The sequence below is a fragment of the Candidatus Chloroploca asiatica genome (genome assembly GCF_002532075.1).
In the GTDB taxonomy this organism is placed as follows: Bacteria; Chloroflexota; Chloroflexia; order Chloroflexales; family Chloroflexaceae; genus Chloroploca; species Chloroploca asiatica.
Genome location: NZ_LYXE01000182.1, coordinates 77,114 through 102,513, shown reverse-complemented (window position 1 = coordinate 102,513; position 25,400 = coordinate 77,114). Strand labels below are relative to the sequence as shown.

Annotated in this window: 20 protein-coding genes and 1 tRNA gene; 13 read left to right on the top strand and 8 right to left on the bottom strand. The window is 58.5% G+C overall.

Going from position 1 to position 25,400, the window contains the following annotated elements; translation table 11 throughout:
- Positions 1 to 62 precede the first annotated feature (62 nt).
- Both A9Q02_RS21670 and A9Q02_RS21665 read right to left on the bottom strand, forming a co-directional pair.
- Positions 63 to 482 (bottom strand): gamma-glutamylcyclotransferase family protein, encoded by a 420-nt coding sequence (locus A9Q02_RS21670; protein ID WP_097655161.1) that lies wholly within the window; start codon positions 480 to 482, stop codon positions 63 to 65.
- Positions 482 to 1,525 carry an endonuclease/exonuclease/phosphatase family protein gene (locus A9Q02_RS21665; protein WP_141509123.1) on the bottom strand — a complete coding sequence of 348 codons (1,044 nt, stop codon included), beginning with the start codon at positions 1,523 to 1,525 and terminating at the stop codon, positions 482 to 484. The genes A9Q02_RS21670 and A9Q02_RS21665 overlap by 1 nt, the downstream gene beginning before the upstream one ends.
- Before the next feature lie 193 nt (positions 1,526 to 1,718).
- Between A9Q02_RS21665 and A9Q02_RS21660 the strand changes: the two genes are divergently transcribed.
- Positions 1,719 to 2,153, top strand: coding sequence for a LiaF domain-containing protein (locus A9Q02_RS21660; RefSeq protein WP_097655159.1), 435 nt, complete (start codon positions 1,719 to 1,721; stop codon positions 2,151 to 2,153).
- A gap of 63 nt (positions 2,154 to 2,216) precedes the next feature.
- Here the strand turns inward: A9Q02_RS21660 and A9Q02_RS21655 are convergent, their stop codons facing one another.
- Positions 2,217 to 4,715, bottom strand: coding sequence for a mannose-1-phosphate guanyltransferase (locus tag A9Q02_RS21655; protein ID WP_097655158.1), 2,499 nt, complete (start codon positions 4,713 to 4,715; stop codon positions 2,217 to 2,219).
- A gap of 276 nt (positions 4,716 to 4,991) precedes the next feature.
- Here A9Q02_RS21655 and A9Q02_RS21650 point away from each other — a divergent pair, with 276 nt between their 5' ends.
- Entirely contained in the window at positions 4,992 to 8,387 is a 3,396-nt protein-coding gene (locus A9Q02_RS21650; RefSeq protein ID WP_097655157.1) for a type ISP restriction/modification enzyme, read from the top strand.
- 997 nt (positions 8,388 to 9,384) lie between these two features.
- Here A9Q02_RS21650 and avd read toward each other — a convergent pair.
- The 4 genes from avd to A9Q02_RS21630 form a co-directional block, all read right to left on the bottom strand.
- Entirely contained in the window at positions 9,385 to 9,741 is a 357-nt protein-coding gene (gene avd / locus A9Q02_RS21645) for a diversity-generating retroelement protein Avd (protein WP_097655156.1), read from the bottom strand.
- Positions 9,738 to 10,811 (bottom strand): reverse transcriptase/maturase family protein, encoded by a 1,074-nt coding sequence (locus tag A9Q02_RS21640; protein WP_097655155.1) that lies wholly within the window; start codon positions 10,809 to 10,811, stop codon positions 9,738 to 9,740. Before A9Q02_RS21640 ends, avd begins: the two co-directional genes overlap by 4 nt.
- Positions 10,812 to 10,950: 139 nt before the next feature.
- Positions 10,951 to 14,106: an NACHT domain-containing protein gene (locus tag A9Q02_RS21635; RefSeq protein ID WP_097655154.1), complete on the bottom strand. Its 3,156-nt coding sequence runs from the start codon at positions 14,104 to 14,106 to the stop codon at positions 10,951 to 10,953.
- Between the two features lie 717 nt (positions 14,107 to 14,823).
- Positions 14,824 to 15,342, bottom strand: a complete 519-nt coding sequence (locus tag A9Q02_RS21630; protein WP_097655153.1) for a hypothetical protein — start codon at positions 15,340 to 15,342, stop codon at positions 14,824 to 14,826.
- Positions 15,343 to 15,481: 139 nt separating this feature from the next.
- Here A9Q02_RS21630 and A9Q02_RS21625 point away from each other — a divergent pair.
- The 3 genes from A9Q02_RS21625 to A9Q02_RS21615 all read left to right on the top strand — a co-directional run bounded on the left by A9Q02_RS21625 (position 15,482) and on the right by A9Q02_RS21615 (position 17,575).
- Positions 15,482 to 15,566: transfer RNA gene (locus A9Q02_RS21625), tRNA-Leu, on the top strand.
- 122 nt (positions 15,567 to 15,688) lie between these two features.
- Positions 15,689 to 16,642 (top strand): NAD-dependent epimerase/dehydratase family protein, encoded by a 954-nt coding sequence (locus A9Q02_RS21620; RefSeq protein WP_097655152.1) that lies wholly within the window; start codon positions 15,689 to 15,691, stop codon positions 16,640 to 16,642.
- A 9-nt stretch (positions 16,643 to 16,651) separates the two neighbouring features.
- On the top strand, positions 16,652 to 17,575 hold the full coding sequence (locus tag A9Q02_RS21615; RefSeq protein WP_097655151.1) for an NAD-dependent epimerase/dehydratase family protein: 924 nt from the start codon (positions 16,652 to 16,654) through the stop codon (positions 17,573 to 17,575).
- On the opposite strand, the gene A9Q02_RS21610 is transcribed toward A9Q02_RS21615, so the two are convergent.
- Positions 17,547 to 18,350 (bottom strand): LLM class flavin-dependent oxidoreductase, encoded by an 804-nt coding sequence (locus A9Q02_RS21610; RefSeq protein ID WP_172451253.1) that lies wholly within the window; start codon positions 18,348 to 18,350, stop codon positions 17,547 to 17,549. The two genes, A9Q02_RS21615 and A9Q02_RS21610, sit on opposite strands and share 29 nt — an antisense overlap.
- A gap of 111 nt (positions 18,351 to 18,461) precedes the next feature.
- Between A9Q02_RS21610 and A9Q02_RS21605 the strand changes: the two genes are divergently transcribed.
- The 8 genes from A9Q02_RS21605 (at position 18,462) to A9Q02_RS21570 (ending at position 25,376) form a co-directional block, all read left to right on the top strand.
- Positions 18,462 to 19,187 (top strand): peptidylprolyl isomerase, encoded by a 726-nt coding sequence (locus A9Q02_RS21605; RefSeq protein WP_097655149.1) that lies wholly within the window; start codon positions 18,462 to 18,464, stop codon positions 19,185 to 19,187.
- Between the two features lie 4 nt (positions 19,188 to 19,191).
- Positions 19,192 to 19,482, top strand: a complete 291-nt coding sequence (locus A9Q02_RS21600) for a hypothetical protein (protein WP_097655148.1) — start codon at positions 19,192 to 19,194, stop codon at positions 19,480 to 19,482.
- Between the two features lie 33 nt (positions 19,483 to 19,515).
- The gene (locus A9Q02_RS21595) at positions 19,516 to 20,232 is read left to right on the top strand and encodes an esterase family protein (RefSeq protein ID WP_097655147.1); all 717 of its coding nucleotides are present in this window, start codon (positions 19,516 to 19,518) and stop codon (positions 20,230 to 20,232) included.
- Between the two features lie 10 nt (positions 20,233 to 20,242).
- Positions 20,243 to 21,451, top strand: coding sequence for a YgeY family selenium metabolism-linked hydrolase (locus A9Q02_RS21590; RefSeq protein ID WP_097655146.1), 1,209 nt, complete (start codon positions 20,243 to 20,245; stop codon positions 21,449 to 21,451).
- A 163-nt stretch (positions 21,452 to 21,614) separates the two neighbouring features.
- Positions 21,615 to 22,592 (top strand): ornithine carbamoyltransferase, encoded by a 978-nt coding sequence (locus A9Q02_RS21585; RefSeq protein WP_097655145.1) that lies wholly within the window; start codon positions 21,615 to 21,617, stop codon positions 22,590 to 22,592.
- Between the two features lie 16 nt (positions 22,593 to 22,608).
- Positions 22,609 to 23,517 carry a dihydroorotate dehydrogenase gene (locus tag A9Q02_RS21580; protein ID WP_097655144.1) on the top strand — a complete coding sequence of 303 codons (909 nt, stop codon included), beginning with the start codon at positions 22,609 to 22,611 and terminating at the stop codon, positions 23,515 to 23,517.
- 261 nt (positions 23,518 to 23,778) lie between these two features.
- Positions 23,779 to 25,050, top strand: coding sequence for a 4Fe-4S binding protein (locus A9Q02_RS21575; protein WP_097655143.1), 1,272 nt, complete (start codon positions 23,779 to 23,781; stop codon positions 25,048 to 25,050).
- Positions 25,047 to 25,376, top strand: a complete 330-nt coding sequence (locus A9Q02_RS21570; RefSeq protein WP_097655142.1) for a hypothetical protein — start codon at positions 25,047 to 25,049, stop codon at positions 25,374 to 25,376. Before A9Q02_RS21575 ends, A9Q02_RS21570 begins: the two co-directional genes overlap by 4 nt.
- Positions 25,377 to 25,400: the final 24 nt, after the last annotated feature.

The window sequence follows — 25,400 nt, the reverse complement described above, 5'->3', positions numbered from 1 at the left end:
TCTTCCATAAATATGTCAGGTGTCAGAAGCCAGCAAAGCTGGCTTCTGACACCTGACATATTTTATGATGTCCAGTTGCCCCCAGGGATTTTATGCAGATTCCCGGCCCGAATCTGCGCCAGCATCTGGGTGCCGACAACATAGACCCAGGCGCGAAAGGGGCCGTGCTCGGTCTGTACGTCCATCGTAATACGCTCGTAGAGATTCTGGGTGCCACCCACAACATATCCTTCGAGCCGATCAAGATCCTGGAGCACCAACGCATAGACCGAGGAGCGTAACGTCATCAACGTCCCAAACACCCGTTCCTCAGGGCGGGCGAGATCGGGTTCACACACCAGAAACGGGTACGGTCCTTCGGTAAAGAGCGTCCCCTGATCAAGCCATGCAGGCACTTCCGCAATCGTTTGGCCCACCAAATAGCGCGCATAATTCGACTCGCCCGGCTTGAGCGTCCCATAGACAAAAAAGGGCAATTGCATCACGGCTTTCCTACTATCCCTCGCTCTTCAATCCCAAAATCCCCAACCAGCACACAATGGTCGCTGCCATACCATCGACAATCAGTCATCACCTTGAGTGGACGCACACCCGGTGCGGTAAAGAAATAGTCAATGCGCAGCAAGCCAAACGGCACCTGCAGCATACCTGGCCGCCACGAAGCCCCAAAGCCACGGCCAACCGCCCGATGCACATCAACCAACCCGTGCGCCAGATCGAAATAAGCCTCTTCGCGTTCCGTCACATTCATATCGCCACCAAGGATCAGCGGATCGCCCATTTGCGCCCGGATCTCATCAACAAAACGACGGAGATCAACAATTTGGGCATCACGTGGCCCTTGATTATAACAACGCAGCACCGCACAGTTGGTGCCAAAGGTTCGTGGAGGAATAGGATGCGCATTGACTACGCTCAGCGTATGCTCCTCGATGTCCAGACGCGCCCAAATGATCCGCGGCATATCCCAGTGAGCCTCAGCGAATTGCGGCACCGACGCCTCAACGATGGGGTAGCGGCTAAAGATCGCCATCCCTGGTGCCGTCGCATACGAGCCGATCAAGTGATAAGGATACTGCGTCGTCAGCCACTCGCTCACCACAAAGCCCTCACCGAGCATCTCTTGCACCAGCACGATATCGGGCTCATACGTCTCTAGGCGTGCCTGCAATTGCGCCGCCGATACCCGCCCATAAAAAAGATTCCAGGTCATGATGCGCACCTGTACGCCCGTTGCGGCGGGAGGTGGTGCAGAACCGACATGGAAGGCAGGCGGATAGACGATCAAAAAGACTGCGAGCGCCGCTCCCAGGGCGAACCGGAGGAGTGACAGGCGCACCAGCACCGCCAGCGGCAGCAACAGCAGCAACGGAAGAAACAGAAAATGCGCAAAGACCTGGGTCAACGCCATGAGCCCGGTGCGCTGCGGCGCCACCAGCGCAACCAGGGTCAACCCGATCAGCCCTACTGGGTAGAGCGCCAGCAAACCATCAAGCACACGTTGTCGTTGTTTCTGCCGTTGCACTGCCATCCTCGTCTGACCAATCGGTTTTAGTTCTTGCTACTAGCCCCTATACTATAGCAGATCCTCATCGGCTGAGAAAAAGTCCGCTACGCGGACTTTTTCTCAGCCAGGTAGTCAGGGAATTCTCGTGCAACAAAACCTTCCTCGCAAGCGTCGCATCATCTAGGTTTGAGGAAATAAGGGAGGAATAGCCATGGCTCGTTTGACCATTTTTCACGATATCAACCGGACGCATCGCTCGGGGCGTTTTGAAGAGGAAGATATCTCGACGATCTTTGGGGATGTGCGGTTAAACCTCGTGCGCAAACCGGCTGAGTATGGCGAGCATACCATGCGCGTGTTGACTATCTTTGGGGATGTCCAGTTGCGTCTCTCGGAGGATGTCGGCCTGAAGATCGACGGCTTTGCACTGTTTGGCGATGTCGAGGTCGAACAGATCAGCAGTAACGACCGCGCAAGTGGCGGGGCCGACTACATCAGCGAAAATTACGACACCGCCTCAGTACGCCTCAACCTCAATGTCACCACCATCTTTGGCGACCTCGAAATTATCCGACTGCCCATCGCCAGCGAAGGCCCGGCCCTGTACGAAGGCCAGACGACCCGGTTGCCTGGAGAAGTTGATTAACATTGCTTGCTTCGCACAAAAAAGCCAGCCGAAGCTGGCTTTTTTGTGCGAAGCAAGGCGTCATTACTGCAAACTGGTCACCAGGCCCGTATACTTCTCGACCAGGACGCGGGCCTGTTCTTCGTTGTAGCCTTCGGCGATAACGTGGAAAAAAGGCCCATCGGGGTCAGGCAAGATCAGCACCCACTCGTTGCCGAGATCGATTTTAATGCCATCAACCTGCTCGGCGCGGCGTTCGGCGTACTGCTCATTGAGAATGCGCATCACCTTGCCCTTCGATTCCCAGCGACACGGGACGCGACTCTGGGCCATGTAATAGGGTGGCAACTCGGCGAGCACCGCACTGAGGCGCGCCTCGGTGAGCGTCAACAGTTCCATGAGTTTAACAATCGCGAACATACCGTCGGTAATCGGATAAAACGCAGGGAAGATATAGCCCCCGGTGCCATCGCCAAGCATCAGCAGATTGGGTTGCTGCGAGGCAGTCTGCATCAAGGCCCCCATCGTCGCCCGCGTTCGCAGAATGCGCCCCCCATACCGTTCGGCAATCTTCTCGAAGGCGCGCGGTGCCGTCACTGGCACGGCGACCGTCCCCCCACCGTGGGCCTGCATAGCCATCGCGGTAACAGCCGCCAGGGCGCGCAAGGGATGCAGCCGCACCCCCTTATCATCAACGAGGAAAATCTTCTCGCCGCCACTATCGAGCCGCACCCCCATGCTCGCCCCGACAATCGGCGTAATCTGGGTCAAACGCTGCACCGCTGCCTCAAACTGCGCCGTTGTTTGAAAGACCATCTGCTCATCGGGATTGACATTCAACTCAACCGAGTCAACCCGATAGCGCCGCAGCATTGGCGAGAGAACCATACTGGCGCTGGTATTGGCATAGTCAATGACCAGATGAAAACTCCGCCCGATCATCTCGAGCGCATCAGGCCGCAGCGCCTTGAGAAAAGCAGAGGTATAGGTTGAGGCAATGGCGTCGCCATAGCGAATCCGTCCGATCTCATCAAGATAGGCCCGGCGAAAATCTTCACGAAAGAAGGTATTTTCAATTTTGCGCTCGACGGTTGACGCAATATCGAGGCCATGCTCATCAAAGAACTTGACCTCAACGACCCGGTTATCATAAGGGGAGAGCCGCACATGGATGCCGCCAGAGGCATTGATCGCCCGGGTGTAATAACGCGCCACCGGGATGGGCACGTTTTGCAGGTCACAGACATTAATCCCTGCCGAAGGTAGCCCGGCGACAATCGCCCGTTTGAGCATCCGGGGGGTGTAGTGCGCATCACGGTTGATCGTCACCATCGAACCACGGGTCAAAGTAGCACCAAACGCAGCACCAAGTTTGGCGCATAATTCAGGAGTGATCTCGATATTAACTAGACCGGTCACACCATAGCGCCCAAAGAGCACGCGACGACCCTGGCTGCCCCAGATAATGCTACTGCTTACCGTCGCACCCTCGTCAACCTCTTTGCTCGGCCAGATCTTCACATTGGGCTGGATCACCGCCCCGGCCCCGATCTGCACGCCATCACCAATCACGACCCCTTCAAAGAGCATCGCCCGTTGCCGAATATTGGACTGGCGCAAGACAATCGCGCCCCGCAACTCGGCACGTTCCCCAACATACGAATTGCGCCAGATGATCGAACGATCAATATTGGCCCGTGTGTCAATAATCGTATAATCACGGATCACCGAGGGACCATGAATGATCACCCCGCCCTTGATCTTCGCCCCATGTCCAAGATAGATCGGCCCATGAAGCTGTGCATCAGGGGCTATTTCGGCGTCGCCATCAACCCAGACATCACCACCAATATTGTGCCCGAGACGCGGCAGATTGACTTTACCACCAAGGTAATCGCCACATGCGCGCATATACTCTTCGATCGTGCCAACATCCGTCCAATAGCCCTGCGTCACAAAGCCCTGAATGCGGTCGCCACGCTCGATCATGTGCGGGAAGACATCTTTTGACCAGTCCGATGGTTTGCCGCGTTCGATATAGGCCAGCACCGACGGATCAAGCACATAGACGCCGGTATTGACGGTATCGGAAAAGACTTCACCCCAGCTCGGCTTTTCCAGAAACTGGCGGACATTGCCATCTTCATCAATAATCACTACCCCATAATCAAGTGGGTTGTCAACGCGATACAGCGTGATAGTTGCTTGTGATTTTGTTGTGAAATGATGGTCAATAATCTTCGTTAGATTGAAATCAGTCAACGCATCGCCAGAAATAACCAGAAAAGGCTCGTCAAGCAGATGCTCCGCATGCTTCACGCTCCCAGCCGTACCAAGCGGCATCTCCTCGAGTGAATACGTAATATTCACGCCATAGGCGCTGCCATCGCCATAATAATCCTGAATTGCATTGGCGAGGTATTGAACCGTAATGATAATATCGGTAATGCCGTGGATTTTGAGGAGTTCGATAATATGCTGAATCACCGGACGATCTACCAGTGAGACCATCGGTTTGGGGCGATTAATGGTCAGAGGTCGCAGGCGGGTGCCTTCGCCACCTGCCATGACGACGGCTTTCATGGCTCCTCCACAGGCTATTCCGTTACTCTGCGAGGTTATGCGGACGGCAGGATTGCCGTATCTGAAGTATACACGTTCTTAAGAGGGGCCGCAAGGAGCAGGTACCAGGCCGGGTGTAGGGGCGCCGCAACCCATGGCCCGCCCGGAGCGAGCTGCGCCCCCAGGCAGCGTTGCGTCAAAAACGGGGTATGCTATACTTGCCATCAGAAACACCATCGATCGCCGCTCCCGGCGCGCTTGGCAGCAAGGCGTCGCACTGTGTCCCCGAGGCCGTGCATGGATATCGTTGCCACCTATCTCCGCGATCTCCGTGATATTCGCTCTTCTGGCTCTGCGGTCAAAGAGACGTCGTTTTATCCGGCGCTTAGCACGCTGCTCAATGCGGTCGGCGCTGAGTTGCGTCCGCGGGTGCGCTGTGTCCTTACGCTGAAGAATCGCGGTGCGGGCATCCCTGATGGCGGTCTTTTTACCGCTGATCAGATTGGTCGTCACGCGCCTTCCGATGCTTTTCCCGCGCCGCTGCCTGCCCGTGGGGTGCTTGAGGTGAAGGGGGCCGGCGATGATGTGACGACGATTGCCCGTAGTCCGCAGGTTCAGAAGTACCTCGACGGGTATGGTCAGGTGCTGGTGACGAATTATCGCGATTTTGTGCTCGTTGGGCGCGATGCCCACGGTCGCCCGCTGCCCCAGGAGCGTTATCGCCTCGCGGCGAACGAGGCGGAGTTCTGGGCGCAGGTCGCTGATCCGGTGGCGTTTGCCGCGACCCACCGCGAGCGTTTGGTTGAGTATCTCAAGCGGGTGTTGCTTGCTGCCGCCCCGCTGACGAGCCCCGCCGATGTGGCTTGGTTCCTCGCCTCGTATGCCCGCGATGCCCGGATGCGCGTTGAGCATTCGCAGTTGCCTGCCCTGCGGCAGGTGCGCAAGGCGCTGGAGGAGGCGCTTGGCATTAGCTTCAACGAGCAGCGCGGCGACCATTTCTTTCGCTCGACGCTGATCCAGACGCTCTTTTATGGCGTCTTCTCGGCCTGGGTGCTCTGGCACCACGAGGATCCTGAGCGCAGCGATAGCTTCGATTGGCGTCTGGCGCAGTACTACCTGCACGTCCCGGTGCTCCAGGCGCTCTTTAGCCAGATTTCGACGCCTCAGCGCCTCAGGCCGCTTGGTCTGATGGAGGTGCTGGACTGGACCGGCGCGGCGCTCAATCGGGTCGAGCGGGGCGCGTTTTTCGCTCGCTTCGATACCGGCCACGCCGTGCAGTACTTCTACGAGCCCTTTCTCGAAGCCTTTGACCCCGAGCTACGCAAGGATCTGGGGGTCTGGTATACGCCGCCCGAGGTGGTGCGTTATATGGTCGCCCGCGTTGATGCCGCCCTGCGCGACGAGTTGGGGGTGGCCGATGGTCTGGCTGACCCCAGTGTGATCGTGCTCGACCCTTGCACCGGCACCGGGGCGTATGTCGCCGAGGTGCTGCGCCAGATTGCGGCGACGTTGCGCGCCAGGGGCGAGGATGCGCTGCTGGGCCAGGATGTCAAGCGCGCCGCGCTGAGCCGGGTCTTTGGCTTTGAGTTGCTGCCGGCGCCTTTTGTCGTTGCTCACCTCCAGATTGGCTTGCTGCTGCAGCAACTCGGTGCGCCACTCGCCGACGACGAGCGCGTCGGCGTCTACTTGACCAACGCGCTCACCGGCTGGGAGCCGCCCGACGATCCGAAGCAGGCCGTCCAGTTGCGCTTCCCCGGTCTCCCCGAACTCCAGGACGAGCGCGACCAGGCCGAGCAGATCAAGCGTGGGGCGCCCATCCTGGTCATCCTCGGCAACCCGCCCTACTCTGGCTACGCCGGCATTGCGCGCATCGAAGAGGAGCGCGATCTCTCCCATGCCTATCGCACGACCAAGCGCGCCCCGGCACCGCAGGGCCAGGGGCTCAACGACCTCTATGTGCGCTTCTTTCGCATGGCCGAACGCCAAATCGTCGAAACCAGTCGGCGCGGCGTCGTCTGCTACATCTCGAACTACTCCTGGCTCGACGGACTCTCGTTCACCGGCATGCGCGAGCGCTACCTGGAGGTCTTTGATCGGATTTGGATCGACTCGCTCAACGGCGACAAGTACCGCACCGGCAAGCTGACGCCCGACGGCCAACCCGATCCCAGCGTCTTCTCGACCGACTTCAACCGCGAAGGCATTCAGGTCGGCACGGCGATTGCGCTGATGGTGCGTCGAGGACCGCAGCCCAAAGAGGCAGCGATCGCCTTTCGCAACTTCTGGGGCCGCGAAAAACGCACCGAATTGGACACCGCAGCCACGCAACCAGACACCACCACTGCCTACCAACTGCTTGACCCGCCCGCGCCGCTGGGCTTCCCCTTCCAGCCAGCGCAGGTACAGGCTGATTACCTGGGCTGGCCGCTGCTGCCTAAGTTGTTTCCTGTTTCATCCCCAGGGGTGAATACAAGCCGTGATGCCGACCTAGTCGCTATTGATCGTGAAGTCCTTGAAGCAAAGCTCAACATGTACTTCGATCCATCACGAAGTAATGATTCGCTGCTGACAATGCTGCCATCGATCATGCGCTCATCAGCACGATACAATGCTGCCCAAACCCGCCAGGAGTTGCTACCACTGGGCAAAAATAGTGGCTTTATTGTCCGCTACACCTATCAACCTTTTGATACCCGCTTTGTCTACTGGCATCCAAAGACCAAATTACTGGATGAAAAACGGCCAGATCTCTTTGCTGCGGCTCAGGCAGGGAACAAGTTCCTCATAGCGCGCCAAAAAGCCGAGCGCCAGAATGAAGGTACGCCATTTTTTACCGTCAATAATCTTGCTGATCGTCATCTAACTCGACCTGGAAGCGATTGTTTTCCGTTGAAAATGCAGGGTTGGGGTGCCAAACAGCATAGCTTTCTCGATGATGTTCACGATGAAGCAGAGCGATCCAACCTCTCGGCTCAAGCCATTCAATACCTTGCCGATCTCGGAATTGCCCATCCTCACGCCAGCGATCTCTTATGGATGCACGCCTTAGCCATTGGTTATTCCAAGGAATACCTCGTTGCGAATGCTGATGCACTGCGCCAAGACTGGCCGCGCATCCCGCTGCCAGCCACGAGCGCAGCACTGCTCGCCTCAGCGGAACTCGGGCGACAGATCGCAGCGCTGCTCGACAGCGAACGCCCGGTGCCCGGCGTCACCAGCGGCGCACCCCGTGACGAACTGCGCCCCATCGGCATCCTAAGCATCATCGGAGGCGGGCAGATCAACCCGAGCGCCGGCGACCTCGACCTCACCGCAGGCTGGGGCTACGCCGGACGCGGCGGCATCACCATGCCCGGCAAAGGCCGCGTCGTCGAACGCGCCGCCAACGAGGGCGAAGTCAACCCCGCGCTCGGCAGCGCCGCCGGCGGAACAACGCTCGACATCTACCTGAACGACCGCGTCTACTGGCGCAACATCCCGCCAACCATCTGGGCCTACACCATCGGCGGCTACCAAGTACTCAAAAAATGGCTCAGCTACCGCGAACGCCCGCTACTCGGACGCAGCCTCAGCATCGACGAAGCCCGCGAAGTCCGCGACATCGCCCGGCGCATCGCCGCCATCCTGCTGCTGGAACCCGCGCTCGACGCCAACTACCGCGTAGTGACCGAGGCAACGCATGGGTGGAAGTGAGGCGGAGGCGCGGAGGGGTTTTAACGCAGAGGCGCGGAGGCGCGGAGGCACAGAGGGATGAGGAGGTTTGGGGGAGGTTTCACGCGAATGTAGGGGCGCAGCAGCCCATGGCCCGCCCGTTGGTAAACGGCCCCTCTCATCGCTGCTGCGCCCACGGGCAGCGTTGGTGGCAGTGGCGTCTTGGCGTCAAAAACGGGCTTGTTTCACGCAAAGGCGCGAAGCACCGGGGCGAATGACGGCAAATGGACCGATCCCATACCCACGGCAGGGCGCAGCAGCGATGAAGCGACGTTGTGATGAAGAAGCTGCGTAGGGGCTGCTGCGCCCCTACATGTGCCGGCACCGGGGTGGTTGACGGCGACGGACCAATTCCATGCCCACGGCAACGGGCACCGCAATGGATAACGGCGACGGGGCGCGAATGTAGGGGCGCAGCAGCCCATGGCCTGCCCGTCAACAACAGGCCCCTGTCATCGCTGCTGCGCCCCCAGGCAGCGTTGCGTCAAAAACAGGGTGAATGTGACGCAAAGGCGCAGAGAGATCTGACGCAAAGGCGCGGAGGTTTGGGGTATTATTATACGGAACTTTGCGCCTTGGCGCCTTGGCGTCAAAAACGGGGTGGAGGTGACGCCGCTCCAGGCTTCAGCGGGGTTGCGCTTACCACAGGGAGCGGCACGGAGCTTGTTTGGCTCATCAGGTGACGAACCAGGAACTGACCTGTCGTTCTCCTCAAAAACCTCGGCGTCATTCCCGACCCTGGCTTTATCAGGGCGTTCCGACACATTTCCGGCGGGCAAGGAGCGCGAGTGGCAAGACGAAAACCGTTGTTGTCGTTGTCGTTGTTCGGGTTGTTGTCGTTGCGGTTAACGCACCGGGCGTTGTTGTGAGATGACTCTCACAACCCACCACGTTAGGTGGAATGGCGGTCAGTTCCTTCTGGTCAACATGGGCGCTGCTCGGCTGTTCCGTCGTTGTGCATCGATCGCCAGGAGGCACCTCAGGGAGCATTTCGGGTCTGGGTTGTCCCAGTACGCTTCATCCAGTCGCCGAGCAATGCGCCAATCGCGCTTACTTCACGGCTGACATGTTCATACTGGCGCGACGTTATCAGTTTCAGGTCATGGGCAAGGCGTAGATAGATCCGTAGCTGCTCAAGATGCGTGTCAGCGCGTATTAATATATCGCGTTTGTCACGGCTCTTGCGTGCCTGGATAATCAATTCGTTGAAATCAAAGGCCGCTTGTTGGGTGCGCAAGGCCAGCGCAAAACGGTGTTCACGCGGGTATTTCAGTGTAGTTGGCACAAGCCACAATAACAGATCATACGTTTTCGCAAAGATGGGAATTTCGTTCATCTGTGTCTCGGCCCAAAGTGGGTTTGGCGCAAGATCTGGTTGCGTAAACGGTACGTTTTGCCATGCGCCGCATGGGCGCACCAGCTCTGGATCGATGCACCGGCTTTATCCAGGCTGATCTGACCTTGCGCGTAGGCTACTTGTAACATGCGCAGCCGACGACGGAAACGCACGACACTCGGTCGTTTCAGCCGACGATGGGTGGCAAAGTGGCGAAAGCCAAGAAATGGTACACCACTGCTGGTTGGGAAGACTTGGCATTTGGTATCATGAAGATGAAGGCGTAACCGTTGTGCGGTAAAGGTGCGCAGGATGTCCAGCCACTCTTGCAACACCTTCTTGTCATCGTGAAAGAGCAGAAAATCGTCAGCGTAGCGCAGATAGGCACGACATTTCAACTCGCGCTTGACAAACTGATCTAGTTCGTTTAACACCACATTGGCCCAGAATTGACTGGTCAGATTGCCGATGGGCAGCCCCTGTGGACGCAGTGGGGCAAAGAGATCATCGCCAGGGAACCAGCGCAGTTCGCGTTCACTGTCAAGTACCCCCGCGCCACTGGCAATGATGGCTTCACAGAGCTGCAAGACGTTCTGGTCAGCAATGGTACGTTGTAGAATCGCACTCAAAACAGCATGGTCAATCGTCGGAAAGAATTTCGCAATGTCACATTGCAAGACAAAACGGTGCTGCCGCACAAAATGCGTACAGCGATCAAGCGCACGATGGGTGCCTTTATGCTTACGGCATGCGTATGAGTCGGCGATGAATTTCCGTTCGAAGATCGGCTCAATAACCCTGACGAGCGCGTGATGCACAACCCGGTCGCGGAACGGTGCCGCACTGATTTTCCGCTTTTTTGGCTCAAAGATATAGAAATGATGATAACCACCGGGCTGATAGGTCTGATGCAGCAGTTCGTGTTGCAGGCGCAAGAGGTTGTCTTCGAGCCGTGCCTCGAATTGGGCAACCTGTGGACGATCGCGTTTCGCCCGACGTGCAGCGCGATAGGCTGCATACAGGTTCTCGAAACTATAGATCTGGGTGTAGAAATTGCGATAGGTTTTCATAAAAAATAAAAATTCGCCTCGCGCCTACGGCGCGTTGCAGGGGGATGCTTCGCCCCCCTGCACCCCCAGATCCACCCTCGTTCAGCCTCAACTGGTTACAAAACCCTTTACAGTGTCAAAAAGACAAAAAGACAAAAAGTCAAGAAGACGAAGATGAGGAGAACAAACGGGCAAGACGAAAACCGTAGTTGACGCCGACGTAGAACGGGTCGTACGCGTTGCGGCCAACGCACCGGGCGTCGTCTTTATCGTTGTAGTACGACCCGCCTCGTAGAACATATGCGTCACTTGCCTTTTTACCCTCATTGTAAAGCATTTCTGCCCTAATCTCGCCTTTGAAGGGATACGTGGTGTACGGGGTGCTACACCATTCCCAAACATTGCCTGCCAGTTCTTCCGCCTCACAGTCGGCCCGTCCATGTGGGAAGAGCCCGACAACTGACGTGCTGCCAATCCCGCTTGCATCAATGTTGGCTGGTATGGTGTTAGTTATACGGGGTGCTCCTGCACTTGTCAAGTCTGGCCACACGCCCCAGGGGTAGGTACGCCGCCCATCCGCGCTCGTTCCACCAGGCAAATGCACAGGATAGGCGGCTGCGCGCTCCCATTCGGCTTCTGTGGGCAACCGCACCGTCTCGTGCGCCGGCAATAGGCCGCAGAGGTGCAGCCATTCATTTGCCCACCAGGCAAATGCGGTTGCTGCATACCAGGTGACCGCAACGACTGGGTGGTTCCCTGTGCCAGCCAGATAGCGTGACCCCGGCCAAGTACGAGGTCGAAAACGTTCAGGCTTCTGGTCGTGGCGGTTCAGCCGTGGTTTCAGGCGTTCGGCTGCAACCAGCGCCTCAGCCTCTCCCCGCCCGGCCAGCGCTTCGAGAAAGACAAGATACTGGCGATTGGTCACCGGAAAACGGGCCAGCGCGTAACTCGCGGTGATCGTGCAGTCAAACGCGGGTTTTTCATCATCATATTTCCCTGCGTCATCGCCCATACGAAACGTGCCCGGACTGATCGCAGTTGCCCAGTAGTCTTTGCGTCGCAGATCAAGCCCGGGCCGCTCATTGTCGGCGCCAAAACGGTCAAGCATCATCGCGGCACGGTTGCGCAAGACCGGGTCAGGATGCACTTCTTCGCCAAACGCATAGCTGTGCAACCGCTTGAGCGTCTCACTCCGCAGGGGGGCGAGTTCGACCACGCGATCAACATCGGCATCATAGAGCGCGTCGGCGGCCAGCAGCACCGCATTGATCGCCTCGTCACGCGTTGTCAGCAGGCGCTCGATCAGTTGATGCGCCTTGTCGGTCGGTCCCTCAGTCGCCCAGTTGCCCACCGCCAGCAAGATTGTCTCGCGCCAGCGTCGGTTCGTCCAGTGCTGGTAGAGCTCTTCGATGCTTCGCTCAGGTTCATTATAGGCGAGGGCCGTCAAATACTCTTGCAGCGTATAGTGGGCAAAGCTAAACCCGCCGTCACGCCGCTGCAGCAGGCCACTCTCAAGCGAGAGCGACTCGATCAGGTTGGCAATATAATCGTCGGCCTTTTCGTTATCCCAGGATTTGTTTTTCTTATACACAGGCCGCAAAATAGCTTGCGCCTCGCGCAGGCGTAATTCACGCCGCCCCTCTTCTTGCATCCACGCTGCGATAACCTGAAGCCTGCGCCGAATCCCTTTCACACTCTCTTCGCCACCATAACGGGTCTTGCCCTCGTCATTGCCTGGCAGTCCACCCGTGATCTGTTGCGTGCGCCAGGTCTCCAGCAACAGGTCGATCAAGCGGCTGTAGAGTTCGGCGCGTTCACGTGGCAACCCGACCCCGGTATGAACCAGCAGCGCCATGCTCGTCAGCAAGAGGGGATTTGTCGCCATTTCAAAGAGGCGCGCATTGGCATCAATCAGCCCGCCCAGGTACGCGACGTGATCATTGGCAACCTCGACGGCACGCTGTGAACGTGTCTTTTGCACAGCCCCAAACCAGTTACCAAGCAATTGCTCAATCTCGTCACGCTTGAGCGGGCTCAGATGGCGCTCGTCAAAGCCTGGCAGTTGCAGATCCTCAAACGGGCGACTGGCGACAAGGTAGCGATTCTTGCCACAATCCTGGATCAGATTGGCAATTAAGCGCTGCATATAGGCCCGTTCACGCCGATCCCCAGTCTCATCCAGCCCGTCCAGCATCACCAAACACCCACCCTTCGCAAGCTGATGCGACGGAAAATCAGCGGCCAGGCGCACGCCCCGTTTATCCATCTGGGTCGAGATATAGCCATCAAGCCAATCAAGCAGCAATTTACTCGGTGCGTCCTGTAGTCTAGGCAACGCCTCGCCCTGGGCGCGCTTAAACTTCTCACGCACATAGGTAGCAACAAGCGTCAGGCGAATATAAAACGGCACAAGGGGCGTCGGCGCATGCAGATCAAGCAGTTCAGGTGCCTTGTCCACCCGGCCTTCACGGCAATCACAGGCCAGCACCAGGGCACCATATTGCAGCGTGGTCGTTTTGCCGCTGCCTGCATCACCGATTAGCAGCAAGCGCGTACTTGTTGGCTCAACCAGCACTTCATCAGCAGACTCACCCCGGCGCGCGCGTTCACGTGATTGCGTCTTCGCTTGTTGTTGCAGCAACGCCGGCTCGCTCAACATCCGATAGACACCCTGGCTACGATCCAGCGCCTGGTAGGCCTCTGGACGCACACGATACTCATCCTCAGGGTCAAATTCACCCCGAATAAGCTTGAGGAAGCCCTCGATCTGCCCACGCTCCACCACCCGCAACGGCACATACACATCCTCAAGCAGCAACTGCTCTTGCCGCTCACGTGCCCGAATAGGAATGATGGGCAGATGCTTCAACTCCTCTTCAAGCCAATCAAAATAGGCCGTCAGCCCTGACTGGCGAGCTTTTGCCTGCGCAGCTTTTTGATCTTTAGCTTCAATAGTCTCTTCGCGTCGCTTCAGCCACCGCCCGAGAAAGACCCGATACAAAAAATCGCCGAGGCCCTCACCCGCCTTGCCGACAGCCCGGTACAGGACAAACAAAGCCGCAGCCAGCACCCCCAACCCCACCGCACCCCAGATCCCAAAGCGTTGCAACAACTCAGCCCCGGTCGTCGTGATCTCATCAACCCCAACAAGCTCGGCAGGTGTGCGCGTAGCCGTCGGCACCACCGGCTCACTGGTCACCGTCGGCACCGGCGCTTCGCTCGGTACCTGCGTCTGGGCCATCGCCAGCGTCGCGCCCAGCCCCAGCACGACCAGAACGGAAACCACAACCAGCACCCAACGCAGATCGTGTCGCATAGCGCCTCATGGATAGATAGATGGATAGCCAACCAAGCCTAATCATACCGCAATACCCCACCACCATCCACCGCAGGCAACGTTGCGCCCAGGGCGATTGCATCATACGAAACCGGATACAAAAAGACGCGCTATCAGGGCACCCGCAAGGGGTGCCCCTACACCGGATCCGGCCCCCGGCCTGTACTGTCAGGGCACCCGCAAGGGGTGCCCCTACACCGGATCCGGCCCCCGGCCTGTACTGTCAGGGCACCCGCAAGGGGTGCCCCTACACCGGATCCGGCCCCCGGCCTGTACTGTCAGGGCACCCGCAAGGGGTGCCCCTACACCGGATCCGGCCCCCGGCCTGTAGGGGCACCCCTCTCAAAGGGTTTCACCTGTTCTGGGAAGGGCTTCCCAATGCAGTAAAACGCCTCATGGGTGCGTGCCAACATATATACCGCATTGGGACGAGTTAAACCGGGGCTGTGTCTCACGAAAAGCGGTCGTTTGACCCTACTTAGTGAAACCCTTTGAAGGGGCACCCCTTGCGGGTGCCCTTGCGGGTGCCCTGGCGGATGCATACACGGAAGATACAATCGCCCTGACGTTGCGCCTTTGCGTCTTTGCGTCAAAAACGGGGGTGTGTCACGCGAAGGCGCGAAGCACCGGGGGGGATTGTCGGCGACAGGGATGGATGGGGCCGATCCTTGGCAAAGACGCTGCCACGGATATGTTTCACGCGTCGTCACCAATCCATTTGTCGTAGCCATCTTCAAGCATGTGATACCGACCGTGCGCCCACTGGTAAAAATGCTGCCAGTTCACCATGGGCTGCTCGCCATCAATATGCACCACAACGCCCGCTTCGACCGCCCGGCGTATCGCTCGGAGTTTTTCGACGAGGATCCCCCAGTTATTCGGGTATCCCATCGATGATCGCTCCTCATATAATGCATCAAGTTCACGGATATATTCATCTGAAAGCGCGTAATCCTGCCTGGGAATGGAGATCTCGAGGCCACTTTTCGCCATGGCGAGCGCGAAATGCTCGTTGCTTTCAAGCATGGTCGCGATGAAGGCTTCTTCAAAACCAAAGAATGGGGTTGCCCATCCTTGTTGTTTTGCCCAGGTGCGTAAGGCTTGCGCAGGCGGCCACGTGATGTGCATGTGGCCGTGACGATGCGCTGCCTGGGCAAAATCCCAATCTTCCGCGGTGGCCGCCCGGAGTGCCCAGTTCGGTAGCTCTTTGTTCATCTTACGTCACCCTTCCTTGAATCTACCCCACCGGGTAATCATACCGCACTTTGCGCCTTTGCGCCTTTGCGTCACACCCCGGGCTTCCGGTCGTGTTGCGGACAACAACACGGCATGGTATACTCACCTCGATATTCATGGGGACGTGGCGGAATTGGCAGACGCGCATGACTTAGGATCATGTGCCGCAAGGCGTGCGGGTTCAACTCCCGCTGTCCCCACCATAGCAAACCTGGGCCACTGCGCCTCTGGGGTGGCTTGCAGATGTTGATCGTGGGGCGAAGGAGGGTTGCAGGCAAGCCAGGTGCAACCCTCCTTCGCCCCTCACTATCTCAGGTGCAATCACATGACGATTCTTGTCACCGGCGGGGCCGGTTTCATCGGGAGCCACGTGGTCGATGCGTTGTTGCAACGTGGTGAGCAGGTTGTCTGTCTCGATAATTTTGTGCCCTACTACGATCCCGCCCGCAAGCGCCACAATCTCCAGTGGGCCAGCCAACAGCCTAACTTTACCCTGGTCGAAGCCGATCTCCGTGATGCAACGGCACTCGCGGCGCTCTTTGCGCGCTATGCACCCTCGCGGATCGTCCATTTGGCCGCGCTCCCTGGGCCACGCCCTTCGATTGAGAATCCGCCCCTTTACGAGCAGGTCAATGTCGGGGGAACGGTCAATCTGTTGCAACTTGCGTGTCGCTACCAGGTCAAGAATCTTGTGCTCGCGTCAACCTCGTCGGTCTATGGCAAGACCGAGAAGATCCCGTTTGTCGAGAGCGATGCAACCGATCGCCCCCTTTCACCCTATGCGGCAACGAAAAAAGCCGCCGAGGTGCTGGCCTATACGTTCCATAGCCTCTATGGGTTGCCGGTCTCGGTTGTGCGCTTTTTTACCGTCTATGGGCCGCGGGGTCGTCCCGATATGACACCTTATCTTTTTGTCGAGAAGATGGTGCGCCAGCAACCCTTCGTGCTCTTCAATGGTGGGGTGCAGCTCTTTCGCGATTATACGTATATTGATGATATCGTTGGCGGCATCCTGGCTGCGCTCGACCGGCCGCATCCCTACGAGATCTTCAATCTCGGCAATGCGAGCCCCGTCGAGATGCAGCAGTTTGTGCGCTTGCTCGAAACAATTACTGGCTTGCAAGCGCAGATCGAGGTGCGCCCGTTGCCCGCGACCGAGCCGCCCCTGACCTTTGCCGACACGAGCAAGGCCGCTTGCCTGCTTGGCTATGCCAGTAGCACGAGCGTCGAGACCGGACTCGAACGCTTTTGGCACTGGTATCGTGAGGTTGTCCTTTAGGAAGGCTCTATGCAGATCTTCGTTACTGGCGGGGCCGGTTTCATTGGCTCACATCTCGTCAAGCTTCTTGTCCAGCAGGGCCATACGGTGCATGTCTTTGACGATCTGAGCAGTGGTCGTTCCGAGCGGATCAGCGGGTATGGCGAGGCCGTCCAGTTTACACGAGGCGATGTCCGCGATGCCGAGGCGGTCACAGCGGCGATGCACGGGGCTGACCTGGTTTTTCACCTCGCCGCGATGGTCTCGGTGGTCGAGTCGGTCGAACATCCGCCCCAGGCCTATGCGACCAATGTGCTGGGAACAGTGCATGTGATCGAAGCGGCCCGTCGTCACGGGGTGCAACGGGTGGTGCAGGCTTCGACCTGTGCCGTCTATGGCAATACCGAGCAGTTGCCGGTGAGCGAGCAAACCCCGGTGCAGCCGCTCTCACCGTATGCCAGTACCAAGCTCGCCGCCGAACAGGTCGGTCAGTTGTACCACCATCTCTATGGGCTAGCGACCGTCGCGCTGCGCTTTTTCAATGTCTATGGGCCGGGGCAAGATCCGGCCTCACCCTATGCGGCCGTGGTGCCCCGCTTTGTCGCTGCGCTTCGGGCTGGCGAGCAGCCACGTATCTTTGGCGATGGTTTGCAATCACGCGATTTCGTTTTTGTCGGCGATGTCGTGCAGGCGCTCTGGACGGCGGCACGCAGTGATCATGTGGCCGGGGGCGTCTTTAATATTGGCACCGGACGCCAGGCGAGTGTGCGTGAACTGGCTTCGTTGATCGGCGCTGCATTGCAGGTCAAGGTCGAGCCGATCTTGTTGCCGCCACGTCCCGGCGAAGTGCGCCACTCGCGGGCCGATGTAACGCTCTTCGCGGAACGCACGGGCTACCATGCGACCACCACGCTGGCCGAGGGCCTCAACGCAACAGTCGTTGCAATGCTTTGATCGGCAAGGGTAGCGGCATCATCACGATGGCGCGGTTGAAGCCAAGGTTCGCCCAGGTTTCGAGCGTTGCGTCCGGTGCTTCAGCCAGATCATGCCAGTACGCATAGATCGACAGGTCAAAGTCAGCCCGGCTGCGCCCCACGTCGGCCAGCGTTGCCTCGAGAATTGTCAGCAACTGCGAAAAATTGTCGCGGAAGCGCCATTGCAGGTTGAGCCCGCCCGCGTACCGTGCGGCCAGGCGGGTCAACGCTGGGCTGCGTCCGCCCACAATAATGCGCGGCGGCGTATCGAGCCGGGGCGACGCAATGGCACCACTTAATTGATAGTGTTGCCCGGCAAAATCCACCGGCTCGCCCGTCCAGAGCGCCGGAATGATCTGGAGGGCCTCTTCGAGACGGCCCGTCCGGCTCGCCCGATCACCCTGGTCAATGCCAAACGGAATTTGTTCGGCGGCAAGACCACCCGCGCCGAGGCCGAGTTCGAGGCGGCCAGCGGCGAGCTCGTGAAGCGTCGCGGCTACCTTTGCCAGGCGCGCCGGGTGGCGGTTGGTATTATTGGCGACCAGCGGCCCGAGGCGGATCGAGCGCGTCGCTTCGGCCAGCCCGGCGAGCGTCGTCCAGCCCTCGAGTACCGCCTCACGCGGATCATTCCACGATACATAGTGATCCCAGACCCAGAGCGAATCGCAGCCAAGCGACTCGGCGGCCAGGGCTGCCGAACGGAGTTCTACGTACCGGACACCAAACGTGGGAAGACAAAAGCCCAGAGGTAACATATGCGCTCCTTGCGTACGTGTATGTGTTATACTCATCAATGCTGTGCTACGTCTAGCCGCAGCGGTATTCGCGCATCCAGCGAAAGGTAACAAAGGTAACGAAGGAAACTTATGAGTCAGTCACGTTCCAAAAACTCTGCCCCTCAACGACCGGCGAATCGCCTGCCCGGTGTCTTCTCGGCAGTTATTGTGGTTCTTGTCCTCATTTTGGTTGGCGCGGTTCTGCTCAACCGTTCTGGTGGCGGGGCCGCTTCAGTCGCACCCACGGCTGAACCCTCTGTTCCTGGCGAGGTTCAGGCAACGCTGCCAACGGCTACCACCTACACCTTCAGTGCGCCGCCACCCTTGACCATCGATCCTGCCGGCAATTATCTGGCGACGATCATTACGCCACGTGGTGCAATTGTGGTTGAACTCTTGCCCGATATTGCGCCGCAGACGGTCAATAACTTTGTCTTTCTAGCCCGCAATGACTTCTATAATGGACTGACCTGGCACCGTGTTTTGCCTGGCTTTATGGCCCAGGGCGGCGACCCTTCGGGTGATGGGACAGGTGGCCCGGGGTATAGCATTCCCGCTGAATTCACCGATCAGATTCTCTTTGATCAGCCAGGGCTTCTTGCCATGGCTCGCTCGGCTGATCCCAATAGTGCTGGCTCGCAGTTCTTTATCACGACCGGTGCTGCGCCACACCTTAATAGTCAGTATACAATCTTTGGGCGCGTCATTGAAGGCCAGGAGATCGTCAATGGCATTCCGCTCCGTGACCCGCAGAACCCTGCCGACCTCAGCCGGCCCGGTGAGATGATCCTCGGGGTAACGATTAGCGAAGAGTGAGCCGATGCTCCCGATCCCTCCGTTAACAACGATCAGCGTCTTTCGCCGCAACTATGGGTTGCGGTATACGGATTTGCCCGTGGATCACCGTGACGAGCACGACGTGCTGATTGATTGTACCGGCAACTATACCCGTCCCACGCATTATGATCTCCGCCCTGGTGATCTCGTGCGCTGGAAACATGAAGAACGTTTTATGGAAGCCGTCATTCAAGCTGTCTCGCGTGAGCCTGAAGCCGTGCGGGTGCGCCTTATAGGGGCGCACCTGTTGCCCGAAGATTTCTTTCCGTATTAGGATGTGTTTGAGTAGCTTGCGGGAGGTAGGAGCTTGCAGCGCACGTATCATCGTTGGTACAGTCCGTCACTTGGGCGTGACATGGAACTGGTCGTATTTGGGCATGGTGGGGCACCGGTCATTGTCTTTCCGACCTCACACGGGCGTTTCTATGAGTTCGAAGATCGTCAGATGGTCGCTGCGCTTGAGTATCAGATCAACGCAGGTTGGTTTCAACTCTTCTGTGTTGATAGTGTTTTTGGGGAGAGTTGGTACAATTATGCGGTTGATACTGATGCGCGGATGTGGCGCGAAGAGCAGTACGAACACTATTTGTTGACCGAGTTGCTGCCGTTGATTCGTGCGCTGAATCCGAATCATTTCTTGATCGCCACCGGATGTTCGTTTGGGGCGACCGAAGCCGTCATTTTTGCCCTGCGTCACCCTGGCGTGGTCAATCGCGTCATTGGCATGAGTGGGCTCTATGACCTGCGTCGCTTCTTTAGCCACTATACCCAGGGCCTCTATTTTCATAATCCGGTTGATTTTGTGCCGAATATCGGTGATAGCTGGACACTGGATCGCCTGCGCTCGACTGAGATTATCCTGGTGACCGGGCGCGACGACCCCAATGCCTGGTCGAACGAATTGCTCTCAAGGCAACTCTGGGAGCGCGGCATCGGCAATGCGCTCCGGCTCTGGGATGGCTGGTGCCACGACTGGCCGTACTGGATGCAGATGATCAATCGGTATATTGGTGGTCATCCCTAAAGGAACGCCTATGCCTTCCCCTTCCCAACTCGCCCAACTGCACGCGGCAGTGACAGCACGACGTGAGACCTTGATCGGTTTTTTACGTGAACTCTGTGCCATTCCAAGCATGGAAAGTCAGATCGGGCCTGTGGGTGAACGGGTGGCCGCTGAAATGCGCGCCCTCGGCTTCGCAGACGTGCGTTTTGATGTGATGGGCAACATCCTCGGGCGCATGGGGCACGGGCCAACCGTGATTGTCTATGATAGCCACCTTGATACGGTTGGTATCGGCGACCCGAACGCATGGCAATGGGATCCTTTTGAGGGCAAGATCGAGGACGGCGTGCTCTATGCACGCGGGGCCTGCGACGAGAAGGGTTCGACCCCTGGGATGATCTATGGCATTGCCCTGGGGGTGGAACTCGGCCTCATTGATCCTGACCGCTTTACCATGTACTACTTTGGCAACATGGAAGAGTGGTGCGACGGCATTGCCCCCAATAGCTTTGTCGAAGTTGACCCCAAGATCCGCCCTGATTTTGTTGTCATCGGCGAGCCAACCTGTATGCAGGTCTACCGCGGCCACAAAGGGCGACTCGAACTAAAGATCACCGCGCGCGGCAAGAGTGCCCACGCCGCCTCGAACCACCTTGGCGACAACGCGATCTACAAGTTGCTCCCGATCATCCAGGCGATCAGCACCCTCGAACCTGAACTCGGCGATCACCCCTTCCTCGGGCACGGCAAAATCACCGTCAGCGACATGCACGTCAAAACCCCTTCGCTCAACGCCGTCCCCGACGAAGCAACGATCTTCATTGACCGGCGCATGACCTTTGGCGAAACCAAAGCGATGGTCGTTGCGCAGCTCGAAGCGCTGATCCCTGCCGAGCAGCGCGACAGCATCGTCATCGAAGAACTCTTCTATGACGAGCCGAGCTACACCGGTTTTGTTTTTCCCGTCGACAAATATTTCCCGGCGTGGGCGATCGAAGAAGAACATCCCCTGGTACAGGCCGGCCTACACGCCCGCGAAGCCATTGGGTTGCCCGCCGCACCGGCAGGCAAATGGAACTTTAGCACCAACGGCATCTACTGGGCGGGCAAGGCCGGCATTCCCTCGATCGGCTTTGGCCCTGGTGACGAAGTTACGGCCCATACCACCAACGATAGCGTCAGCCTCGATGAAGTGGTGCAGGCAACGGCCTTTTATGCTCTGTTGCCAGCTTTGCTCTAAGACCAATACCTTGCATATAAGGCGGTTGTTTTGGCGCAAAGGCGCGAAGGTTTGATGGATCTGAATGTACAGCTTTGCGCCTTTGCGTCTTTGCGTCAACCAATCAGGCTTCTTGGCAAGGTCTCAGCAGGCGACAGCCGCAGATCCAGGAGAATGACAAGCAATGCAAACGAACCTACGCGGACGCGACCTGATCACGACTCAGGAATGGACGAAAGACGAAATTGATACGATCATCGAGCTGGCGATGGATCTCAAGCGCGCCCGGGCTGTCGGGCGCGAGCATAGCTACCTGCGCGACAAAGTGCTCGGGATGCTCTTCTTCTTTAGCAGCACCCGCACCCGGGCGAGTTTCGAGGCGGGCATTGCCCAGCTCGGCGGCCACGGGGCTTTCATTGATAGCGTCACCACGCAGATCAGCCACGGCGATACGGCCCGTGAAATCGGCGAGATCTATGGGCGCTACTTCGATGGCATTGCGATTCGCCAGTGTGACTGGGGCGTTGGCAATGCCTATATCCGTGAGGTCGCCGCAGCAAGTCGAGTTCCGGTCTTGAATATGCAGTGCGATATCTATCACCCCTTTCAGATCCTGGCCGATCTGCTGACGATCATCGAGAAAAAAGGCGATCCACGCGGCAAGACGATTGCCGTCAGTTGGGCCTATGCCAGTAGCTACCAGAAGCCGCTCAGCGTGCCCCAGGATCTCATCCTGCTGATGGGCCGGTATGGGATGAATGTGCGCCTTGTGCATCCGCCTGAGTATGCGCTCATGCCTGAGATTGTCGACCAGGCCCGTGAAAATGCGCGACGGGCTGGCGGAAGCTTCCAAATCATGGACAATATGGATGATGGCTTTGCCGGAGCCGATATTGTCTACCCCAAGAGCTGGGGGTGCTGGCTGACGACCGAAGATACTGCGACCAGTGCGACGATTGGGCACAAGTATACCGACTGGATCGCCGACGAACGACGGATGGCCCTCGCCCAATCCGATGCGATCTATATGCACTGCCTCCCCGCCGACCGCAATATTGAGGTTACCGATGCGCTACTTGATGGGCCACAATCGGTGGTGTATGACGAGGCTGAAAATCGCCTGCATGTGCAGAAAGCCGTGATGGCCCTGACAATGCGCTAGCCGAAGGGATCTCGTTATGGCCGATCTTACCGTTGAAGTCTGCGGCCTCCGCTTTCGCAATCCGGTCTTGCCGGCGGCAGGGCCAAATGTGCGCGATGGGCGCATGCTGACCGAAGCAGCGCACGGTGGCGCGGGCGGGCTCGTTGCCAAGACGATCTCGGTTGATGCGGCCCCCGTGCCGATGCCGCATATGGCCGAAGTACGCGGCAGCATGCTCAATACCGAGCTCTGGTCGGAAATGCCCCCCGAACGCTGGCTCTCCTATGAATACGCGGTGGCCCGTCGCGCCGCCGACGAGGCGGGGATTCCGTTGATCCTGAGCCTCGGCTATAGTGGCGAGGAGATCGCCCAGCTTGCGCCGCTGGTGCGCCCCTGGGCCGACGCGGTTGAGCTTTCGACCCACTATCTCGGCGAGGATGCCACGCCGATGATCCAGGCGATTGCCGCCGCCAAAGCCGCCCTTGATGTCCCTGTTTTTGTAAAGATGAGCCCGCTTGGGCGCGAGATGCGGGCGGCCGCACGGGCGGCCCAGGACGCCGGGGCCGACGCGATTGTGGCGACCAATTCGCTTGGCCCGGCCTTCGGGCTCGATATCGAGACGGGCTACCCCTTGCTGGGGGGCAGCGATGGCTACGGCTGGCTCTCGGGGCCAGCGATCAAGCCTCTGTCGGTGCGCTGTGTCTATGACATTGCGCAAGCGGTTGACCTGCCAATTATTGGTGTTGGAGGCGTCAATCGTGGTGAAGACGCAGTCGAATTCCTCATGGCCGGCGCGAGTCTCGTGCAGGTCTGTACCGCCGCCATCATCCGTGGCTCGACCGTCTATGGCAAAATTGCGAGCCAACTTGGCGACTGGCTTGACCAGCACGGCTATCCATCACCTCATGCTATTCGCGGCCTGGCGATTAAAAAAACTGTTCCGTAGGGTGTGAACGACGTGTGCTGATGATGTGACGCAAAGACGCAAAGGCGCAATGTCTGGCGTCTGTGAACGGACGTGTGCTGGCATTCCCGGGAGCGAGGGCGTCCCGCCCTCGAACACACCCACAGGGCGGCGCAAGACCGGAAACCGTCATCGTTCCTTTGCTGGCTTGCTTACCAGCGAAGCAGTGGGGGGTGAGGGCAGTCGCTCTCACCAAGAATACGCGTGAGGGCGACTGCCCTGACATTGTGGAGGAGCCAGACAATGGCCGATCTTTCGGTTGAACTCTGTGGGCTCACCTTTCGCACGCCAATTATGCCCGGTTCGGGGCCGAATGTGGCCGATGGGACACTATTGCGGGCTGCTGCCGAGGGTGGGGCAGGTGCGCTCGTAACCCATACCGTTTCGACGTTGCCAGCCCCCGCGTTAACGCCCTACCGCGAGGTGCGCGGCGGGATGCTCAATAATCAACTCTGGTCAGCCCACCCCGTTGAACGCTGGATTGATCGTGACTACGGTGAGGCCCGTGAGGCCGCGCACGCGGCTGGCATTCCGCTCATCATCAACATCGGGTATACTACCGCCGAAATCACCGCGCTGACCCCAAAAGTCGCTCGTTTTGCCGATGCGCTTGAGCTGTCACTCCACTATGCACGTACCTCGGGCGATCTGATGACCGATCCGGCTACGGCAGCCTATGCCGCTGCGCATCAACCCGCCGATTATCTGAGCCGCAGCCCCGAGATGCTCTTTGAGACGATCCGTATGGCAAAACGCCTTGCCCCGCTCCCCCTCTTCGTCAAACTCCCCATCCTCGGCAACGAACTGGTGGCCGTGGCACGGGCATGCGAAGAAGCAGGAGCTGATGCCATTGTCGCCGTCAATGCCTTTGGCCCATGTATGAGCATTGATATTGAGACTGCCGAGCCGGTGCTGACTGGCGACGGGATGGGTTGGTTGTCAGGGCAGGCGCTCAAGCCGCTCGCTTTACGTTGCATCTTTGATCTTGCCCGCGCCGTCTCGCTGCCCATCATCGGCTGTGGCGGGGTCAGTCGCCCCGAAGATGCGGTTGAAATGCTGATGGCTGGCGCCAGTGCCGTACAAGTCTGCACGGCTGCACTCCAGCGCGGGCCAATGATCTATGGCAACCTCGCTGCTGGCGTTGAGGCTTGGCTTGATCAACGTGGCTATGCCTCGGTGCAAGCCATTGTCGGCCTCGGGGTGAAGCGCTGGCGCACCCTCGTTGCCCATCGCCAGAGCATGCCTGTGCTCTACCAAGAGGAGGAGTGCATTGGCTGTAAGCTCTGTGAACGTAGCTGTCATTATGATGCTATCTATATGGTTGATAAACTTGCCGAATTCAACCCTGAACGGTGTTTTGGCTGTGGCCTCTGTGTGACACGCTGCCCAACCGATGCGCTGTTGATGCCGCAGGTGACCCAGAGCGGGGTGCTGCATCCGCTGTTAGGCACGTCGGTGGAAGCCGGACGCGGTGGCGCTGGACATATCGTTGAAACCACAGGGAGACAGGTATGACCCTCTCGCTGCGCGTCCCTGCCCATCTGTTTGCCGAAGAGGATGACACGCTGCTTGCCACTGGCATCGCCGTGATCTGGGCCGATCCCGCTGGTTGGGGTGGCTGCTTTGAGCCTGAGACACCCGTTGAGGCGCTGCGCGAGGCGCTTGCCGCCGCCCCACGCCGGGTGCGCCTCGCCACTGATGACGGACGCATGCTCACCGCCACCCTCAACCTCTCCACCTTCCTCGCCGACGGCGTCCATCCTATCAACATCGCAGGCCACGGAACCTTTGATAGCGCAGGGTTTCACGCCTTTTCCGAGGCAGCGTTGGAACATGAGTAGTTTGTGAACGACATTTCCCGGTCG

What these genes read in the sequence shown, in the direction of transcription:
- A9Q02_RS21615 (WP_097655151.1), top strand. Translation starts at nt 16,652, where the DNA reads ATGCAGATCTTCGTTACTGGCGGGGCCGGTTTCATTGGCTCACATCTC.
- A9Q02_RS21640 (WP_097655155.1), bottom strand. Translation starts at nt 10,811, where the DNA reads ATGAAAACCTATCGCAATTTCTACACCCAGATCTATAGTTTCGAGAAC.
- A9Q02_RS21590 (WP_097655146.1), top strand. Translation starts at nt 20,243, where the DNA reads ATGCCTTCCCCTTCCCAACTCGCCCAACTGCACGCGGCAGTGACAGCA.
- A9Q02_RS21670 (WP_097655161.1), bottom strand. Translation starts at nt 482, where the DNA reads ATGCAATTGCCCTTTTTTGTCTATGGGACGCTCAAGCCGGGCGAGTCG.
- A9Q02_RS21585 (WP_097655145.1), top strand. Translation starts at nt 21,615, where the DNA reads ATGCAAACGAACCTACGCGGACGCGACCTGATCACGACTCAGGAATGG.
- A9Q02_RS21610 (WP_172451253.1), bottom strand. Translation starts at nt 18,350, where the DNA reads ATGTTACCTCTGGGCTTTTGTCTTCCCACGTTTGGTGTCCGGTACGTA.
- A9Q02_RS21630 (WP_097655153.1), bottom strand. Translation starts at nt 15,342, where the DNA reads ATGAACAAAGAGCTACCGAACTGGGCACTCCGGGCGGCCACCGCGGAA.
- A9Q02_RS21575 (WP_097655143.1), top strand. Translation starts at nt 23,779, where the DNA reads ATGGCCGATCTTTCGGTTGAACTCTGTGGGCTCACCTTTCGCACGCCA.
- A9Q02_RS21570 (WP_097655142.1), top strand. Translation starts at nt 25,047, where the DNA reads ATGACCCTCTCGCTGCGCGTCCCTGCCCATCTGTTTGCCGAAGAGGAT.
- A9Q02_RS21650 (WP_097655157.1), top strand. Translation starts at nt 4,992, where the DNA reads ATGGATATCGTTGCCACCTATCTCCGCGATCTCCGTGATATTCGCTCT.
- A9Q02_RS21635 (WP_097655154.1), bottom strand. Translation starts at nt 14,106, where the DNA reads ATGCGACACGATCTGCGTTGGGTGCTGGTTGTGGTTTCCGTTCTGGTC.
- A9Q02_RS21580 (WP_097655144.1), top strand. Translation starts at nt 22,609, where the DNA reads ATGGCCGATCTTACCGTTGAAGTCTGCGGCCTCCGCTTTCGCAATCCG.
- avd (WP_097655156.1), bottom strand. Translation starts at nt 9,741, where the DNA reads ATGAACGAAATTCCCATCTTTGCGAAAACGTATGATCTGTTATTGTGG.
- A9Q02_RS21660 (WP_097655159.1), top strand. Translation starts at nt 1,719, where the DNA reads ATGGCTCGTTTGACCATTTTTCACGATATCAACCGGACGCATCGCTCG.
- A9Q02_RS21600 (WP_097655148.1), top strand. Translation starts at nt 19,192, where the DNA reads ATGCTCCCGATCCCTCCGTTAACAACGATCAGCGTCTTTCGCCGCAAC.
- A9Q02_RS21620 (WP_097655152.1), top strand. Translation starts at nt 15,689, where the DNA reads ATGACGATTCTTGTCACCGGCGGGGCCGGTTTCATCGGGAGCCACGTG.
- A9Q02_RS21655 (WP_097655158.1), bottom strand. Translation starts at nt 4,715, where the DNA reads ATGAAAGCCGTCGTCATGGCAGGTGGCGAAGGCACCCGCCTGCGACCT.
- A9Q02_RS21605 (WP_097655149.1), top strand. Translation starts at nt 18,462, where the DNA reads ATGAGTCAGTCACGTTCCAAAAACTCTGCCCCTCAACGACCGGCGAAT.